General features: G+C 68.6%; 16 protein-coding genes, 2 tRNA genes and 1 pseudogene. 3 read left to right on the forward strand and 16 right to left on the reverse strand.

The features are described from left to right. Positions 1-34: 34 nt before the first annotated feature. From QE416_RS13825 to QE416_RS13865, 9 genes and pseudogenes are all read right to left on the reverse strand, one after another. Positions 35-544: a GNAT family N-acetyltransferase gene (locus QE416_RS13825; RefSeq protein WP_307317020.1), complete on the reverse strand. Its 510-nt coding sequence runs from the start codon at positions 542-544 to the stop codon at positions 35-37. Positions 545-566: 22 nt separating this feature from the next. Then, positions 567-1,130: a hypothetical protein gene (locus tag QE416_RS13830; protein WP_307317022.1), complete on the reverse strand. Its 564-nt coding sequence runs from the start codon at positions 1,128-1,130 to the stop codon at positions 567-569. A gap of 11 nt (positions 1,131-1,141) precedes the next feature. Next, positions 1,142-1,492 (reverse strand): hypothetical protein, encoded by a 351-nt coding sequence (locus QE416_RS13835; RefSeq protein ID WP_307317024.1) that lies wholly within the window; start codon positions 1,490-1,492, stop codon positions 1,142-1,144. 42 nt (positions 1,493-1,534) lie between these two features. Then, positions 1,535-2,803, reverse strand: coding sequence for an ATP-dependent Clp protease ATP-binding subunit ClpX (gene clpX / locus QE416_RS13840; RefSeq protein ID WP_267787156.1), 1,269 nt, complete (start codon positions 2,801-2,803; stop codon positions 1,535-1,537). Positions 2,804-3,165: 362 nt separating this feature from the next. Further along, positions 3,166-3,829, reverse strand: a pseudogene (locus tag QE416_RS13845) (ATP-dependent Clp protease proteolytic subunit). Positions 3,830-3,852: 23 nt separating this feature from the next. After that, entirely contained in the window at positions 3,853-4,440 is a 588-nt protein-coding gene (locus QE416_RS13850; RefSeq protein ID WP_174799692.1) for an ATP-dependent Clp protease proteolytic subunit, read from the reverse strand. A gap of 77 nt (positions 4,441-4,517) precedes the next feature. Further along, positions 4,518-5,006, reverse strand: coding sequence for a tetratricopeptide repeat protein (locus QE416_RS13855; RefSeq protein WP_307317025.1), 489 nt, complete (start codon positions 5,004-5,006; stop codon positions 4,518-4,520). Positions 5,007-5,256: 250 nt separating this feature from the next. Then, on the reverse strand, positions 5,257-6,759 hold the full coding sequence (tig, locus tag QE416_RS13860; RefSeq protein WP_210074785.1) for a trigger factor: 1,503 nt from the start codon (positions 6,757-6,759) through the stop codon (positions 5,257-5,259). Between the two features lie 73 nt (positions 6,760-6,832). Then, positions 6,833-6,906 (reverse strand) — tRNA-Pro (locus QE416_RS13865). 193 nt (positions 6,907-7,099) lie between these two features. On the opposite strand from QE416_RS13865, the gene QE416_RS13870 reads away from it, so the two are divergent. Then, positions 7,100-7,173 (forward strand) — tRNA-Gly (locus tag QE416_RS13870). 39 nt (positions 7,174-7,212) lie between these two features. On the opposite strand, the gene QE416_RS13875 is transcribed toward QE416_RS13870, so the two are convergent. Both QE416_RS13875 and QE416_RS13880 read right to left on the reverse strand, forming a co-directional pair. Next, positions 7,213-7,572 (reverse strand): hypothetical protein, encoded by a 360-nt coding sequence (locus QE416_RS13875; protein WP_267787151.1) that lies wholly within the window; start codon positions 7,570-7,572, stop codon positions 7,213-7,215. 37 nt (positions 7,573-7,609) lie between these two features. After that, the gene (locus QE416_RS13880; protein ID WP_307317029.1) at positions 7,610-8,179 is read right to left on the reverse strand and encodes a gamma carbonic anhydrase family protein; all 570 of its coding nucleotides are present in this window, start codon (positions 8,177-8,179) and stop codon (positions 7,610-7,612) included. 352 nt (positions 8,180-8,531) lie between these two features. Between QE416_RS13880 and QE416_RS13885 the strand changes: the two genes are divergently transcribed. Continuing rightward, on the forward strand, positions 8,532-9,017 hold the full coding sequence (locus tag QE416_RS13885; protein WP_210074780.1) for a Dps family protein: 486 nt from the start codon (positions 8,532-8,534) through the stop codon (positions 9,015-9,017). A gap of 127 nt (positions 9,018-9,144) precedes the next feature. On the opposite strand, the gene QE416_RS13890 is transcribed toward QE416_RS13885, so the two are convergent. From QE416_RS13890 to QE416_RS13910, 5 genes are all read right to left on the reverse strand, one after another. Further along, complete coding sequence (locus QE416_RS13890; RefSeq protein ID WP_307317034.1) at positions 9,145-10,638, reverse strand: amidohydrolase; 1,494 nt, start codon at positions 10,636-10,638, stop codon at positions 9,145-9,147. Further along, the gene (locus QE416_RS13895; protein WP_307317036.1) at positions 10,635-11,261 is read right to left on the reverse strand and encodes an FMN-binding negative transcriptional regulator; all 627 of its coding nucleotides are present in this window, start codon (positions 11,259-11,261) and stop codon (positions 10,635-10,637) included. The genes QE416_RS13890 and QE416_RS13895 overlap by 4 nt, the downstream gene beginning before the upstream one ends. 65 nt (positions 11,262-11,326) lie before the next feature. Next, entirely contained in the window at positions 11,327-12,319 is a 993-nt protein-coding gene (locus QE416_RS13900) for an Fpg/Nei family DNA glycosylase (protein ID WP_307317039.1), read from the reverse strand. Continuing rightward, positions 12,319-12,861, reverse strand: a complete 543-nt coding sequence (locus tag QE416_RS13905; protein WP_210074773.1) for a ribose-5-phosphate isomerase — start codon at positions 12,859-12,861, stop codon at positions 12,319-12,321. The genes QE416_RS13900 and QE416_RS13905 overlap by 1 nt, the downstream gene beginning before the upstream one ends. Before the next feature lie 89 nt (positions 12,862-12,950). After that, positions 12,951-14,138, reverse strand: coding sequence for a ferrochelatase (locus tag QE416_RS13910; protein WP_210074771.1), 1,188 nt, complete (start codon positions 14,136-14,138; stop codon positions 12,951-12,953). Between the two features lie 126 nt (positions 14,139-14,264). Here QE416_RS13910 and pepN point away from each other — a divergent pair, with 126 nt between their 5' ends. Next, positions 14,265-16,814 (forward strand): aminopeptidase N, encoded by a 2,550-nt coding sequence (gene pepN / locus QE416_RS13915; protein WP_307317042.1) that lies wholly within the window; start codon positions 14,265-14,267, stop codon positions 16,812-16,814. Positions 16,815-16,830 lie beyond the last annotated feature (16 nt).

Consider the following 16,830-nt stretch of genomic DNA (forward strand, 5'->3'; position numbering starts at 1 on the left):
GCCCGGGCGCGTCGTGCGCTCGGGCCCGATCTCGTCACAGCGCGTACTTGAACCCGATGTGCGAATCGACGAAGCCGAGCCGCGTGTAGAACCGGTGGGCATCGACGCGCGCGGCGTCGGAGGTCAGCTGCACGAGGGTGGCGCCGGTCGCCGGAGCAGCCACGTCCATGACCCAGCGCATCACGGCGCTGCCGATGCCGCCCGACCGCCGGCTCGACGACACCCGAACCGCCTCGACGAGTAGGCGGGTAGCCCCCTGACGTGCCATGCCGGGAATGAGAGTCAGTTGGAGAGTGCCGATCAGCACTCCCCCGGCGTCGTCGACGACGAGCAGGTCGTTCAGCGGGGCGTCCAAAACGCTCCGCAGGGCCGTGTCGTAGGTCGCCTCGTCTCCGGCGTCGGCGCGGTCCCCGCGCGCGGCGCTGATGGGGTCGTCGGCGAGGAGCGCCATCAACGCGGGCAGATCGGCTGGCCTCGCCCGGCGGACGGTCACCTCGCCGATGCGGGTGGTCAGCGTCGCGGGGAGATCGAGGTCGGAGAGCATGATCTCCATCCTGCCGCGTGCGTCAGCGCCAGCCGAGCACCTCGCGCACGACGGCTTGGGATGCCGGTGAGCCGTCGTTCTTGATGGACAGCAGCTTCTCGCTGAAGATGAGCGCCCCCGATGCGCTGTACGCGTTCGAAAGGCCTTCCACCGCGCGACGGACGAGGGGGGCCGCATCGTTGCGATCCGCGCCGCCGCGCACCGAGTAATGAGGGTAGACGATCAATTCGGCGCCCTCGGGCGTCCGTCGTGCGCACGCAACGACCACGGTGGGGGTGGCCCCCCTCCAGAACCGGGGGAAGAAGTCGAAGCCCGTTCCGTCCGCGAAGAATTCGACGACTCCGCGCTTCCGGGACTTTGCGATGTCGCCGAGGCGGACGTCGCGGGCGACCCACTCCGACCCGCTGTCCCGGATCGCCGTGGCGAAGGTGTCACCCCCGTCGGAGAATCCCGCCGCGATGAGCGCGTCGGTCGCGCGGCGTACCGTCGAGGCGGGGTCGTCGTGCACCAACATCCGCGCCCCGCCCCGCGTCAGTCCGTTCCACCGGACGGGACCGACGTGGGCGTCTTCACCGAATCCGCGCATGATCACAGCGACTACGCCCGCCCCACGGCCTCGTCGGCCTCGCGGTACGCCCGGGCTGCGTCAGCGGCCGCGCGGCCGACATCGGCCAAGCGCGCAGACTGCTCGACCGCGCGGTAGGCGTCGATGGTCTCGCCCATCCGCTCGGTGCCGATAACGAAGGCCTGCGAAGACATGTCGGCGACGCGCTTTCCGACGTCGACGATGCCATCGCTGATCGGCTGGAACAGCTGCAGAATCAGCCCCAGTTCTCCCGCCTTCAGGCGGGCATACGTTTCGAGATGTTCCCCGATCCCCTGCCCGTGCCCGGCTTGCCTCTCCAAGACCTGCTGCGCAAGCGAAAGCTGGTCGGTATCGACATCCACTCGGTCCCCCCGGTCCGTAGGTCGAATGTCAGCGAAGCTGAGTTACGCGCTCCGTCGCTTCTGCGCCAGCACGATGGTGGGCTGCGCGCGATCCTCGACGGCCGCACGGGTGATGACGACCTTGGCGATGTCGTCAGCCGAGGGCACGTCGAACATGATCGGACCCAGGACGTCTTCGAGGATCGCACGCAACCCGCGCGCACCCGTCTTCCGCAGGACGGCGAGGTCGGCGATGGCGCGGAGAGCATCCTCTTCGAACTCGAGCTGCACCCCGTCGAGCTCGAACATGCGCTGGTACTGCTTGACCAGCGCGTTGCGCGGCGCGGTGAGGATCTCCATCAGCGCGTCCTGGTCGAGCGGCGAGACGGATGCCACGACGGGCAGGCGACCGATGAACTCGGGGATCAGACCGAACTTGTGCAGGTCTTCGGGAAGCGCCTCGCTAAAGAGGTCGGGCGCGTCTTCCTTGCGCTGCAGCGGGGCGCCGAAGCCCACGCCGTGCTTGCCCACGCGGGCCGAGATGATCTCCTCGAGGCCCGCGAAGGCCCCGGCGACGATGAACAAGACGTTCGTCGTGTCGATCTGGATGAACTCCTGGTGCGGGTGCTTGCGGCCGCCCTGCGGCGGCACCGACGCGACGGTTCCCTCGAGGATCTTCAGCAGCGCCTGCTGCACGCCCTCTCCCGAGACGTCGCGCGTGATCGAGGGGTTCTCGGCCTTGCGGGCGATCTTGTCCACCTCGTCGATGTAGATGATGCCGGTCTCGGCGCGCTTCACGTCGAAGTCGGCGGCCTGCAGCAGTTTGAGGAGGATGTTCTCGACGTCTTCACCGACGTAGCCGGCCTCGGTGAGGGCCGTGGCATCCGCCACCGCGAACGGCACGTTCAGACGCTTCGCGAGCGTCTGGGCGAGGTAGGTCTTACCGCAGCCGGTGGGTCCGAGCAACAGGATGTTGCTCTTGGCGATGTCGATCTCTTCGGCACGGGCCTCGGCGGGCTGCAGAGTGCCGTGCGAGCGGACGCGCTTGTAGTGGTTGTAAACGGCGACGGCGAGAGCGCGCTTGGCGGGCTCCTGACCGACGACGTACTCCTCGAGGAACGAGAAGATCTCGCGCGGCTTCGGCAGGTCGAACTCGGCGACCTCGCCGGCCGACGACTCGGCCATGCGCTCTTCGATGATCTCGTTGCACAGCTCGACGCACTCGTCGCAGATGTAGACGCCCGGACCGGCGATCAGTTGCTGTACCTGCTTCTGGCTCTTGCCGCAGAAGGAGCACTTGAACAGGTCGGCGCTCTCACCGATACGTGCCATGGCCGGTTCCTCCCGTCACCCGGCCCCCGCCGGTGTGTTACCCGAGCCTAACCCGAGCCCGGGTGATCCACGGGCATTCGCGCGCGCGGCGGCGTCATGATCGCCGACGGCGGACATACGGCATCCGGTCACCCACCGGATCTTCGCGCTCCCGGAACCTCTGCGATCGCCACCTCGACGCGGTGCCCGACGGCCCAGAAACTGCATCATGCCGACATCTCCGCCGCAGCTTGTCGTCGGGTTGTCGGCGAGGTGCCGTCTCGCGATCCGTGGGGCCCGCCGCACACGACGAAGCGCCCGCCCACACGACGAAGCCCCGCAGACCGAAACGGGTCTGCGGGGCTGATCGTGGCGCGAGCGCGTCAGGCGGTGAGGGCCGCCGGGGTGCGCTTGCGGGTCGTGAGCACCTGGTCGACGATGCCGTACTCCATCGCCTCGGCGGCGGAGAGGATCTTGTCGCGATCGATGTCCTTGTTGACCTTCGCGACGTCCTGGCCGGTGTGGCGCGCCATGGTCTCTTCGAGCCAGGTGCGCATGCGGAGGATCTCCTGCGCCTGGATCTCGATGTCGGACGCCTGTCCGTGACCGGCCTCGCCCATCGCGGGCTGGTGGATCAGAATGCGGGCGTTCGGCAGGGCGAGACGCTTGCCGGGGGCGCCGCGCGGCCAGCAGCACGGATGCCGCGGAGGCTGCCTGTCCGAGCACGACGGTCTGGATCTGCGGCGAGACGTACTGCATCGTGTCGTAGATCGCCGTCATGGCCGTGAACGAGCCACCGGGCGAGTTGATGTACATGATGATGTCGCGGTCGGGGTCCTGCGACTCGAGCACGAGAAGCTGCGCCATGACGTCGTCGGCCGACGCGTCGTCGACCTGCACGCCGAGGAAGATCACGCGGTCTTCGAACAGCTTGTTGTACGGGTCCTGACGCTTGTAGCCGTAAGCCGTGCGCTCCTCGAACTGAGGGAGGACGTAGCGGCTCGAAGGCATGTGCGCTGCGGTGCCGCCGAAAGTGGGGATGTTCATGTCGGTGTCCTTTTCCTCTCGGCTCAGACCGCTGCGGTTCCGCCGCCGCCGGTGACGTCGGTGGCGTGCTCGCGCATGTGGTCGACGAAGCCGTACTCGAGAGCTTCCTGGGCGGTGAACCAGCGGTCGCGGTCTCCGTCGGCGTTGATCTGCTCGACGCTCTTGCCGGTCTGCGCCGCGGTGATCTCGGCGAGGCGACGCTTCATGTCGAGGATGAGCTGCGCCTGCGTCTGGATGTCGCTGGACGTCCCGCCGAACCCGCCGTGCGGCTGGTGCAGCAGCACGCGGGCGTTGGGCGTGATGTAGCGCTTGCCCTTGGTGCCGCTGGTGAGCAGAAGCTGACCCATCGAGGCCGCCATGCCGATACCGACGGTGACGATGTCGTTCGGCACGAACTGCATGGTGTCGTAGATCGCCATGCCGGCCGTGATCGAACCACCGGGCGAGTTGATGTAGAGGTAGATGTCCTTCTGCGGGTCTTCTGCGGCAAGCAGCAGAATCTTGGCGCAGATCTCGTTGGCGTTGTCGTCGCGCACCTCGGAACCGAGCCAGATGATGCGGTCCTTGAGCAGTCTGTCGAAGACGCTCGTTGCCATAAGGGGTTCGGGCATGTGTGCTCCTCTTCCGTGATCTGAAATGAATCTACCGGCGCGTTCCAGGGCGGGATGCCGTGTTCGCCGCGGGCGGATCAGCGCGGTTCTTCGGCGATTTCTCGCGCGTATCCGGTCACGGAGCGGGTATAGCGCGGAAGGTGCGGGGCGAGGGCCTGCAGAGCGACGGATGCCGCCCGCTCGGGCTCTGCATTCGACACGAGAGCGAGCGCGTAGAAGGCGGCGGCCGCATCGTGCAGCGGTCCATGAGGCTCGCGCTCGTACTCGGCCTCGAGCATCGCGAGTGCCTCCGCGGTCTTGCCGAGGTTGCGGATCGTGCTCGCGAGCTGGATCGTCGCGCGCGTGCGGCGCTCGTCATCGAGTCCGAGCTCGAGGGCGCGACGATAGAGCTGCTCGGCCTCGTCCTCGACGCCGGCGGAGTCACGCGCTCCGGCTCGCTCGAACAGCGCGACCGCGTCATCCGCGGGCCGCTCGGCAGCCAGCGCGTCGATGCGTTCGATCACGGCCTCGGGGCTGAGCGCCTCGTCGGCCCAGACGGCATCCACTCGGCTCTGCCAGTCGTTCATCGCACGTGCTCTCTCTCCTGTTGAGTGTCCACAACACCCGGATACTTCTGAAACGTGTCCGGGTGTTCTGGACACTCACGTGCTCCAGGCTCCGCCACCGATCCGACACGCCGTCGACTGTCCAGAACACCCGGACCGATTCGACGATGGTCCGGGTGTTCTGGACACTCGACACGCCGCAGCGGCCTGCGCGGCTGCCGGGAACAAAAAAAGGGGGCGGATGCCACGGCATCCGCCCCCTCGTCTCGACTTACTCGCTGTCTGCGGCCTCGTCGGCGACCTTCTTCTTGGCCGGCGCGCGCTTCTTGGCGGGAGCCTTGGCGGGCGCTTCCTCGGCGGCGGGAGCCTCGTCGGCGGCGGGCTCGGCGGCCTTCTTCTTGGCGGGGGCGCGCTTCTTGGCGGGAGCCTTCGCGGGAGCTTCCTCGGCGGCGGGAGCCTCGTCGGCGTCGTCGTCGCCCTCGGCGGGCTCTTCACCCTCGACGGCGACGAAGCCGGTCAGGTCGACGGGCTTGCCGTTGGTGTCGACGACCGAAACCTTACCGAGCGCGATCGCGAGGGCCTTGTTGCGGGCGACCTCACCGACGAGCGCGGGCAGCTGGTTGCCCTGCTGCAGCGCGTTGACGAAGTCCTGCGGCGCCATGTTGTACTGCGCGGCCGACTGGATGAGGTACTGCGTCAGCTCGTCCTGCGACACCTGGACGTTGGCGTCTTCGGCGATCTTGTCGAGGACCATCTGCGTGCGGAACTGCTTCTCGCTCGCCTCGGTGACCTCGGCGCGGTGCTCGTCGTCTTCGAGACGGTTCTCGCCCTCGAGGTGCTGGTGCACCTCGTCCTCGATGAGCTGCGGGGGCACGGGGATCTCGACGGCCTCGAGGAGAGCCTCGATGAACTTGTCGCGCGCGGCGGAGCCCTGCGTGAACACGGACTGCTGCGAGACGCGCTCGCTCAGCGACTCGCGGAGCTCGGCGATGGTGTCGAACTCCGACGCCATCTGCGCGAAGTCGTCATCGGCCTCGGGAAGCTCGCGCTCCTTGACGGCGGTGATGGTGACCGAGACCTCGGCCTCTTCACCGGCGTGCTCGCCACCGACCAGCTTCGAGCGGAACGTGGTCTGCTCGTCTGCCGTGAGCGACTCGATGGCCTCGTCGATGCCCTCGAGCAGCTCGCCGGAGCCGATCTCGTACGACACGCCCTCGGCACGGTCGATCTCGTTGCCGTCGATCGTGGCGACGAGGTCGAGCTCGACGAAGTCACCCGTCTTGGCGGGGCGGTCGACCGTGATGAGCGTGCCGAAGCGCGCGCGCAGGCGGTCGAGCTCGGCGTCGATGCCGGCCTCGTCGACCTCGGCGGCGTCGACCGTCACCGTGATCGAGTCGTACGCGGGAAGGTCGAACTCGGGACGCACGTCGACCTCGACGTCGACGATCAGGTCGCCGGAGAAGTCCTTGAGCTCGGGGAGCTCCACGATCTCGGCGTTGGGACGACCGATCACTCGCAGCTCGTTGGCCTCGACGGCCTCGCGGTAGAACCCGTCGAGACCCTCGTTGACGGCGTGCTCGATGACGGCACCGCGGCCCATGCGCTGGTCGATGATCGGAGCGGGGACCTTGCCCTTGCGGAAGCCGGGGATCTGCACGTCGCGGGCGATGTGCTCGTAGGCGTGGGCGATGCTCGGCTTGAGCTCGTCGGGCGAAACCGTGATGTGCAGCTTGACCCGGGTGGGGCTGAGCTTCTCGACGGTGCTGTTGACCATGCGGTTCGTTCTCCTCGTGTGGCCCGCGCGCACGCGGGGGCCGGCTAGGCCTGTGGTCTGTGGGGCCGTGACGTCGGGGCGACAGGATTTGAACCTGCGGCCTCCCGCTCCCAAAGCGGGCGCTCTACCAAGCTGAGCTACGCCCCGGGGCGGCGCGCGGCACGCGCCGACGAAACGACCGCTGAAAGTCTAGTCGATAGCCCTGGCTCCGCCGATTTCACCGGCCCCCTTGCCATCCAGGACGCCTGGATGTCTCGTCGCGCGTTCGCGAGGAGCGTCGACGTGTCGTAGAGTTGGTGTCGTCCGACTTCGCGGTTCGTCGAAAGATCCGCGAAAATCCGGGGCTGTAGCTTAGTGGTAAAGCCTCTGTCTTCCAAACAGATGATGCGAGTTCGATTCTCGTCAGCCCCTCCACATTCCGCGAGCGAGAGATTCGTCGTTGCGATTTTCTCCTCACGCCCTCAGCGCAGCCTGAAACGATTCCGGCAGCACGACGTTCGCGCCCGCACCCGCGAAGAAGGCCGCCACCTGTTGCGGACGATAGCCGGCAATCCCGCATCCGACCTCGGTCACGAGGAACCGCAGTTCGGAATGCGTCCGCGCGAACGCCAAGAAGCGCCGGGCCTGCTCTTCCAGAACGCCGAGCCCCGACATCGTGTCGATGCCGTACGACCGGCCTTGGAGCCCCTCACTTTGCCCCCACACCGCGCCGAAGCGGTCCAGGGCGAAACGCGCTGCCCCGCCCCCGTGAGCGCCCGCGGCGTTCGAGCCGAAGACGAAGATCTCGTTCGGTTCCAGAGACGTAATCTGCATTCGGCGAGATTACGCCGACCGCGCGCCGCGAGACAGCTCAGCTGACCGATGTCGGCGGGGTGTCGGCATCCGGGGTCGGTGTCGCCGAGGCGTGGCGAGCGGTGTGGGCGAGGTAGGTCTGCGCATTCCGCAGGATGCCGTCGCGCTCCTCGTCGGTCAGGGCGCGACGCACCTTGCCGGGGACGCCCGCGACCAGTGAGCCCGCGGGGATGACGGCGCCCTCCAGCACCACCGCTCCCCCGGCGACGAGGCATCCGGGTCCGATCTCGGCCCCCGACAGCACGACGCTGCCCATCCCGATCAACGTGCCGTCGCCGATGGTGCAGCCGTGCACGACGGCGTTGTGCCCCACCGAGACATCGGCCCCGATGGTGACCGGCCGTCCGCGGTCGACATGAACAGACACGTTGTCCTGCAGGTTGCTGCGGGGTCCGACCGTGATCGACGCACTATCGCCGCGCACGACGGCGTTGTACCAGACGCTTGCCCCCTCCTGCAGTGTCACGGCCCCGATGATGCGCGCACCGGATGCCACGAAAGCCGTGTCGTGAAGGCTCGGAGCAGCGTCGGGAAGGGCCAGGACAGCGGCATCGGAGGCGATCGGCATGGGCCGAGGCTAACGCGTCTGAGGCTCGGCGCGGACGAACGGTGTGGCGGCCCGCCGAGGGGTCGGGTTCGACACGAACCCGCTGGGCGCGACGTGCGAAAGCGAGCAATCCCCGCGCGAGCGAATCCCGACGGTCGTTGCTCGGACGTGCTGCGCGCCCGCCGACGCCGGTGCGGACGCGGCTTGGGCGAATCGATACCGGGTGCGGCACCCCTCGCGGGAAGTGCTGAAAGTAGGTGAGGTTTGCCTATTCACCAGGTATTTAGCCGAGCCTCATCTTGCTTGCGGAATGCTCTCACGTGAGTAGCGTTGCATCCATCGAGACTTCGAACGTCGCCTAAGGAGCAAAAAAATGAGCACCGTTCAGACCCCCGCCGCCACCACCGTCGACCCCACCATGGCCGCCGGCACCGCCCAGTTCCTCTCCCCCGTCGTGATCGGCCTCGAGGCCCTCGTCGTCAACGGCAAGCAGGCGCACTGGCACGTCCGCGGCTCCAACTTCATCGGCGTGCACGAGCTGCTCGACTCGGTGGTCGCCCACGCGCAGGACTGGGCCGACCTGGCCGCCGAGCGCATCGTCGCCCTGGGGCTTCCCATCGACTCGCGCCTGTCGACGGTCGCCGCCAAGGCCAAGGCCACCGAGGTTCCCGCCGGCTTCGCGCAGTCCGACGTCGTCATCCGCGCGGTGATCGCCGACATCGACGCCGTGCTCGTCGACATCGAGACCGCCATCGAGGGCCTCGACGAGATCGACATGTCGAGCCAGGACGTCGCGATCGAGATCAAGCGCGGTCTCGACAAGGACCGCTGGTTCCTCTTCGCGCACCTCGCCGCGTAAGACGTCTCTGCGAAGGGGGCGGTGCTTCGGCATCGCCCCCTTCGTCGTTTCCGCACGCGGGAGCCGCCGAGAGTCGGCTCCTGTCGGCGAACGCGCCAAGGCGACGAGTAGCCCCGCGCGGAAGAGTTCAGACGCCGTGCGTTACGCGTCCGGCCAGGAGCGTCGCGCGCACCGGCATCGACCGAAGGCCCCGCTCGTCGGCCGTGAGCGGATCCGCGCCGACGATGACCAGGTCTGCGACCGCGCCGGGTGAAATCTCCGCCGGGGCCGTCGAACCCCCGGCGGTGGATGCCGCGATGGCGGTGTGGATGTCGACCCGCTGGTGCGGCTGCCAGGCGTCCCGACCGTCGCGCGTGCGGAAGACCGCCGACGCCATGGCTGCCCAGGGATCGAGGGGCGCGACCGGCGCGTCGGAGCCGAAGCGCAGGTTGGCGCCGCTGTCGGCGACGGCGCGGAGCGGGTAGGGCTGGGCGGATTGCTCGGCCCAGATGGCATCCGTCATGTCCCGATCATCCAGCGCGTGTTCGGGCTGCACGCTCGCGGCGACTCCCAGACGGGCGAAGCGCGGAATGTCGGCGTGCGCGACGAGCTGGGCGTGCTCGATCGTGCCGACCGCGCCGGTGCGGGCGTAGGCGTCGAGGGCGTGGGCGTTGGCGAGATCACCGATCGCGTGGATCGCGCACTCCAGCCCCGCGGCCGTCGCGCGCGTCATCATCTCGACGAGCTCGTCCGGCGGCACCGTGAGCAGGCCGTGATTGCCGACCTCGCCCGGATAGTGGTGAGCGCAAGCGGCGGTTCGGGTCCCCAGCGAGCCGTCGGTGATGGCCTTGAGCGGTCCCACGCGAACGAGCCCGTTCGTCGACCCGCGGACCGGGTCGCCGGTGCGCAGTCCTTCGGCGATGGCGCGGTCGAGGTCCTGCGGATACGTTCCGTACGACACCCTCAGCGCGTCGAAACCGCGTGCGGAACGTCGCTGCCACGGCTCGTCATTCCAGGTCATGTCGAGGTCGACGAGGCCGACGACGCCCCGCGCCGCCGCCGCGTGCGCCATCCGCTCGACGGCCGCGTCCGCCACTTCGGGGGCGACGGCATTGAGCCGCCGCGAGATCTCGAACGCGTCCTCTTCGACGACGACCCCGGATGCCACGAGCTCGAAGCCCTCGCGGCGGAAGGCCGCCGTGTTCATCCACACGCTGTGCACGTCGGCGTTGATCAGATAGGTGGGGACGCCACCGGTCGTGGCATCCAGCACGTCGAGGCTCGGCGAATCGGGCCAGAGGCCGTCGCGGAAGCCCGTGCCGATGCGGCGCCCGTCGGTCTCGGGAGCGAGGGCCATGATCGCGGCGGCGTCGCGCGCGTTCGCCACCTCGCCGAGGGCGATGCGGTCGGCGGCGAGAGCCCATTGCAACACGTGCACGTGGTGGTCCCACAGCCCCGGGAGGAGCCACCCGCCCTCGCCGTCGACGACGAAGCCGGTGGGCCGCAGGTTTCCCGTGGGGGCGATGTCGGCGATGCGCCCATTCGCGACGACGATGTCGACCGGTTCGGTGGTGGGCAGGAACTCCCGCCCCGGGCCGACCACCCGCACCGCACGGACGAACCCCGCCTCCTCGCCGATCACGGACGGACCCGGGCGTCGGCGGCGCGCCGCATCTCGTCGGCGAGCTCGTGGCGCCCCTCGGCGGTCAGACCGTCGATGATCGTCTCGACGACCTCGACCGTGCGGTTCTGGCTGAGCTTGCGCTTGGCCGTCACGTGCGTCGGAGTGAGGCGGAATCCCACCGTGCCCCGCTCGAGGCGCTCGACGAACGTGACGTCGTTCGGCAGCGTGTAGAGGCCGCGGGCGTCGTCTCCGTGACCTTCGAATCGGTCGACCAGTCTGTCGAGGACGCGCAGGTTCTCTTCGGGAGAAAGAAGTTCCGGGATGCCACGGAGATGGGCCGACACGAAGTTCCACGTGGGCACGGCCGCCACCTCGCCGTACCAGCGCGGTGTGATGTAGCCGTGCGGGCCCTGAACCACGACGAGCAGTTCACGAGCGCCGAGACCCAGGATCGCGTCGTCGGGCTTGCCGACGTGCCCCACGATCGTGAGGTCGTCGCGGTCTTCGTCGAGCATGACGGCGTAGTGCGAGGCGACGAGGCCCTCCTCGCCCTGGCTGACGAGAGTGACCCACGGGTTGAGATCGATGAGACGGCGGATCTCACCGACGTCGGTCATCGCGAAGCTCGGGTTCTGACGCACCGGATCAGCCTAGAACGCGGGGAGCCGGCGCTACGACAGGCTCAACGACTCGGACGCCCACGCGGCTACGCCTGGCAGTTCGGGCACCAGTAGAGCTTGCGCCCCGCGGCCTCCTCCATCAGCACTGTCGTCCCGCACACCCGGCAGGGCAGCCCCGCCCGGTGGTACACCCAGTGCCGGTCGTCGCGGTGGGCCATCGCGCGACGGTAGGCCTCGGGGTCGAGGTCGTCCATCGTCATCATCTGACCGGTCTCGACGCCGATCGGCAGAAGCCGGGCCCAATCGCGCCACAGCCCTCGGACGACCTCCTCCGGCACGTCGCGACCGGGGGTGTGCGGGTTCTGCCGTGCGCGGAAGAGCAACTCGGCGCGGTAGACGTTGCCGATCCCGCTGACGACGGACTGATCCATGAGCAGCAGGCCGATGGCCGTGGGCTTCTTGCGCACGGTCGCCGTGAACTGCTCCTCGCCCTCGGCGAGGTCGTCGACGAGCGGATCGGGCCCGAGCTTGGCGATCGTCGCCGCCACCTCGTCGGGCGTCTGCAGCGCGCACGCGGTCGGTCCGCGCAGGTCGGCGCAGGTCGTCTCGGTCAGCAGACGCAGCCGCACCGCGCCGACGACCGGCGGCGGCCACTCCGTCTGCTCTTCGAGCCCGGTCGTCTGCTCCGACATGCGCACGCGAGTACGCCGCGGGGCCCCGATCGAGCTCAGCGAGTTCTCGCCCGCCGCATCCAAGATGGGCTCGTCGTCGAGCACGGTGCCGCGCTGATTCGTGTGGCCCATCCGGCCGTTGGCCGAGGCGATCGTGGCGTCGACGACCACCTCACCCGAGAAGTCCCACGCGCCGTACATGCCGAGATGGACGCGCAACCACACGTCGCCGTCGAACCGGAGGAACATCTGCTTCGCCACGGCGCGGACCTCGAGCGCCTCGCGACCGTCGATCACCGCAGCACCCTCGACGAAACGCCCCTGAGGACTGGATGCCGCGACGGTCCGGCCCACGATGTTGCGCTGGAACTGACGCGCGATGCGGTGGACGGAATGCCCTTCGGGCATCAGCCTGCCTCGGGGTCGAACGAGTCGCTGGCGTCGGTCATCGTGTTCGGCTTCTCGCCGGCGCGAGGGTCGGGCAACAGCACCCCGTCCTGCTCGTAGGCGGCGAGCTGGCCGATACGGCGCGCGTGGCGCTCTTCGCCCGAGAAGGGGGTGGCGATGAAACGGTCGATGAACGACGCGGCCTCGTCGAAGGTGTGCTGACGCGCACCGATCGAGATGACGTTGGCGTCGTTGTGCTCGCGGGCGAGCTCTGCCGTGGAGATGTTCCACACCAGCGCGGCGCGCACTCCGAGCACCTTGTTCGCGGCGATCTGCTCGCCGTTGCCCGAACCGCCGAACACGACCCCGAGGGCGTCGACGCCCGCGGCCTGGTCGCGGACGACCGCCTGAGCTGCGCGGATGCAGAACGAGGGGTAGTCGTCGAGAGCGTCGTACTCGATCGGACCGTGGTCGATGACCTCGTGGCCCTGCTCGGCGAGGTGGTGCTGGATCTGGGTGGAGAACTCGAGACCGGCGTGATCGGTGCCGATGTGGATACGCATGCGGCAAGTCTATTGAGAGGGTCCGACATCGCGGGCGGACATGACGACGCCGCCCGCTCCTCAAAAGGAACGGGCGGCGTCGAGGATGGTCAGGGGCGCAGCCCCGCGGCGACGGGCTTGAAGCCGGCACGGATGTTCTCGCAGCATCCGGGGCGGCAGACGTCGTACCAGGGACCGAGGTCGGTGAGGTGCGGTCGCTCGGACTTCGGCGTGCCCTTCAGCCGCTCTTCCACGAGGTCGACCAAGCCCGAGACGTACGCCGGGTCGATGCCCGGAGTCGGCGTGCGCACCGCGCGGATACCGGCTTCTTCGGCCGCCTCCATGGCCTCGGTGTCGAGGTCCCAGAGCACCTCCATGTGGTCGCTGACGAAGCCGAGCGGCACGATCACCACGGCCTCGGCGCCGCGCCCGGGCAGCTCCGCGATGACGTCGTTGACGTCGGGCTCGAGCCAGGGCTGCGTGGGCGGGCCCGAGCGCGACTGGTAGACGAGCTCCCACTCGACGTCGGCGACGGCGGCGGCCACCTCGGCCATGACGAACGCGGCGACGGCCTTGTGCTGCGCCTCATAGGCCCCGCCCTCGCCGAAGTCGACGTCGCGGGGGCCCGAACGCTGCGCGTCGGCGGTGGGGATGGAGTGCGTCGAGAACAGCACACGGATCTTCTCGGGCGCGATTCCGTCGGCGACGTACGCCGAAACGGCATCCGTCACTCCACGCACGAACGTGGTGACGAAGCCGGGGTGGTCGAAGAACTGGCGGACCTTGTCGATGGTCACCGTCTCGCCGAGGCCGGTCGCCTCGAGAACGCGCGCGTAGTCCTCGCGGTACTGGCGGCAGCTCGAGAACGAGCTGTAGGCGCTCGTCGCGATGGCCAGCAGAGTCGTGTCTCCGGCCTCGGCTGCCTCTGTCACGGCCTCTTCGAGATACGGCTCCCAGTTGCGGTTGCCCCAGTAGACCGGAAGACCCAGGCCTCGTTCGGCGATCTCGGCTTCGAGCGCGGCCTTCAGCTCGCGGTTGTGCTGGTTGATCGGGCTCACGCCGCCGAAGTGCCGGTAGTGGTGTGCCACCTCTTCGAGGCGCTCGTCGGGGATGCCGCGCCCGCGCGTGACGTTGCGCAGGAACGGGATGACGTCGTCTTGGCCCTCGGGCCCGCCGAAGCCGGCGAGGAGGATGCCGTCGTATGCCACCGGCGTCTCGACCCACTTGGGTCCGGACGCTGCGGCGGACGACGCGTAAAGGACGGTGTCAGGGCTGGTGTCCGTGTCGGTCGTGCTCACGATCACATCTTCCCACCTGGCTGACGAGCGCGAGGCGAGATATCTCGCTACTAGGCTTATACGGTTGTCAGCGACGTCAACCGCGTCACCCGCGACAATTCCACCCAGATCCCCGGGAGTACGCCAGTGCCAGGAGAGAACCTCACCCGCATCGAAGCGCAGGAGCGCCGCGCGATCGTCGACACGCACTCCTACGATGTGCAGCTCGACCTCACCCGCGGTGAAGAGGTGTTTTCCTCCCGCACCGTCGTGTCCTTCGCCGCTACCGAGGGGTCGTCGACCTTCATCGACCTCGTCGCGCGCACGGTGCATTCGGTGACGCTCAACGGCCGTTCGCTCGACCCCGCCACGGTGTTCGCCGATTCTCGCATCGCGCTCGACGACCTCGCCGCGCAGAACGAACTCGTCGTCGAGGCCGACTGCGAGTACACCAACACCGGTGAGGGCCTGCACCGCTTCGTCGACCCCGTCGACGGCGAGGTGTATCTGTACTCGCAGTTCGAGGTGCCCGATTCGCGCCGTATGTACACGGTGTTCGAGCAGCCCGACCTCAAGGCCGAGTTCACCTTCTCGGTCACCGCCCCCGCGCGCTGGAAGGTCGTCTCGAACTCGCCGACTCCCGACCCGGTCCCCGTGTCCGACGACACCGCCCGCTGGGACTTCCCCGCGACCCCGCGCATCTCCTCGTACATCACCGCCCTCGTCGCCGGCCCCTATGAGGCCACCTACAGCGAGCTCACCAGCGCCGACGGCCGCGTCATCCCGCTCGGCGTGTTCGCCCGCAAGAGCCTGTGGCAGTACCTGGATGCCGACTACGTCTTCGAGAAGACCCGTCAGGGATTCGCCTACTTCGAGGACAAGTTCGGCTTCCCCTACCCCTTCGCGAAGTACGACCAGCTCTTCGTGCCCGAGTTCAATGCCGGCGCGATGGAGAACGCGGGCGCGGTGACCTTCACCGAGACCTACGTCTTCCGCAGCAAGGTGACCGACGCCGTCAAGGAGCGCCGCGTCGTCACGATCCTGCATGAGCTCGCGCACATGTGGTTCGGCGACCTGGTCACCATGAAGTGGTGGAACGACCTCTGGCTGAACGAGTCGTTCGCCGAGTGGGCGTCCACCATCGCCACCGCCGAGGCCACCGAGTGGGAGGCCGCATGGACGACCTTCAACGCGATGGAGAAGACCTGGGCCTACCGTCAGGACCAGCTGCCCTCGACCCACCCGGTCGTCGCCGAGATCAACGACCTCGAAGACGTGCAGGTGAACTTCGACGGCATCACGTACGCCAAGGGCGGTTCGGTTCTCAAGCAGCTCGCCGCGTGGGTGGGCATCGAGCAGTTCTTCGCCGGTGTCGCCGCGTACTTCCAGAAGCACCAGTGGTCCAACACCGAGGTCGGCGACCTGCTCGTCGAGCTCGAGGCCACCAGCGGTCGCGACCTGGGCGACTGGTCGAAGAAGTGGCTCGAGACGGCGGGCGTCAACACCCTCGCCCCGCTCATCGAAGAGGGCCCCGACGGCACGATCACGCGTTTCGCCATCGTGCAGACCGCCCCGGCGGACTACCCGACGATTCGTCCGCACCGCCTCGGAGTCGGTTTCTACTCGCTGAACGACGCGGGGGCGCTCGAGCGCGTGCACCGGGTCGAGATCGACGTCGACGGGGACCGTACCGAGGTCGCGGAGCTGCGCGGCATCCGTCGCCCCGATCTCGTGCTGCTCAACGATGACGACCTCGCCTACGCGAAGATCCGCCTCGACGAGCGTTCGCTGGCCACGGCCATCGCGCACCTGAAGGACATCTCCGACCCCCTCGCACGCTCGCTCGTCTGGGGCGCGGCGTGGGATCAGACCCGGGATGCCGAGTCCTCCGCGACCGACTACCTCGACCTCGTCCTGCAGAACATCGGCTCCGAGACCGAGTCGACCACCGTGCGCACGACCCTCGGTCAGCTGCAGCTCGCCGCCAACTCCTACGTCGCCCCGACGACCCGCGAGGCCGCGCGCGAGCGCGTCGCCGACGGGCTCTGGGCACTCGCGCAGGCGGCGGAGGCCGGCAGCGACAGCCAGCTGCAGTTCGTCACCGCCTTCGCCTCGGCCGCCACCACCCCGGCGCACGCCGAGACGGTGCGGGCCCTGCGCGAGGGCGACACGACGCTCGAGGGCCTCGAGATCGACACCGACCTGTCGTGGCAGCTGTTGGTGTCGCTCGCCTCCGCGGGTGCCGCAACCGCCGCTGACATCGACGAAGCCCGCGCCGCCGACAACACCGCCAAGGGCGGCGAGTTTGCGGCCATGGCCAAGGCGTCGCTGCCCTCGCACGCGGCGAAGCAGGAGGCCTGGGACTCGCTCATCGAGCGCACCGACGCCCCCAACACGATCGTTCGCTCTACGGCTGCCGGCTTCACGAACCCGGCGACGGTCGATGTGCTCGCCGATTTCGTCGAGCCGTACTTCGCGATGCTGCTGCCCATCTGGGAGTCGCGCAGCTACCAGATCGCGAACTACCTGATCGTGGGGCTGTACCCGGCCGCGCTGGCGAACACGGCTCTGCGTGACGCGACGCGCGCATGGCTGTCGCAGAACGCCGACGCCGCGCCCGCGCTGCGTCGCCTCGTCGGTGAGAACCTCGCCGGTGTCGAGCGCGCGCTGGCCGTGCAGGAGCGCGACGCAGCCTGAGCGTCCGCCCCGATCG

Source organism: Microbacterium sp. SORGH_AS_0421 (assembly GCF_030818635.1).
GTDB lineage: Bacteria > Actinomycetota > Actinomycetes > Actinomycetales > Microbacteriaceae > Microbacterium.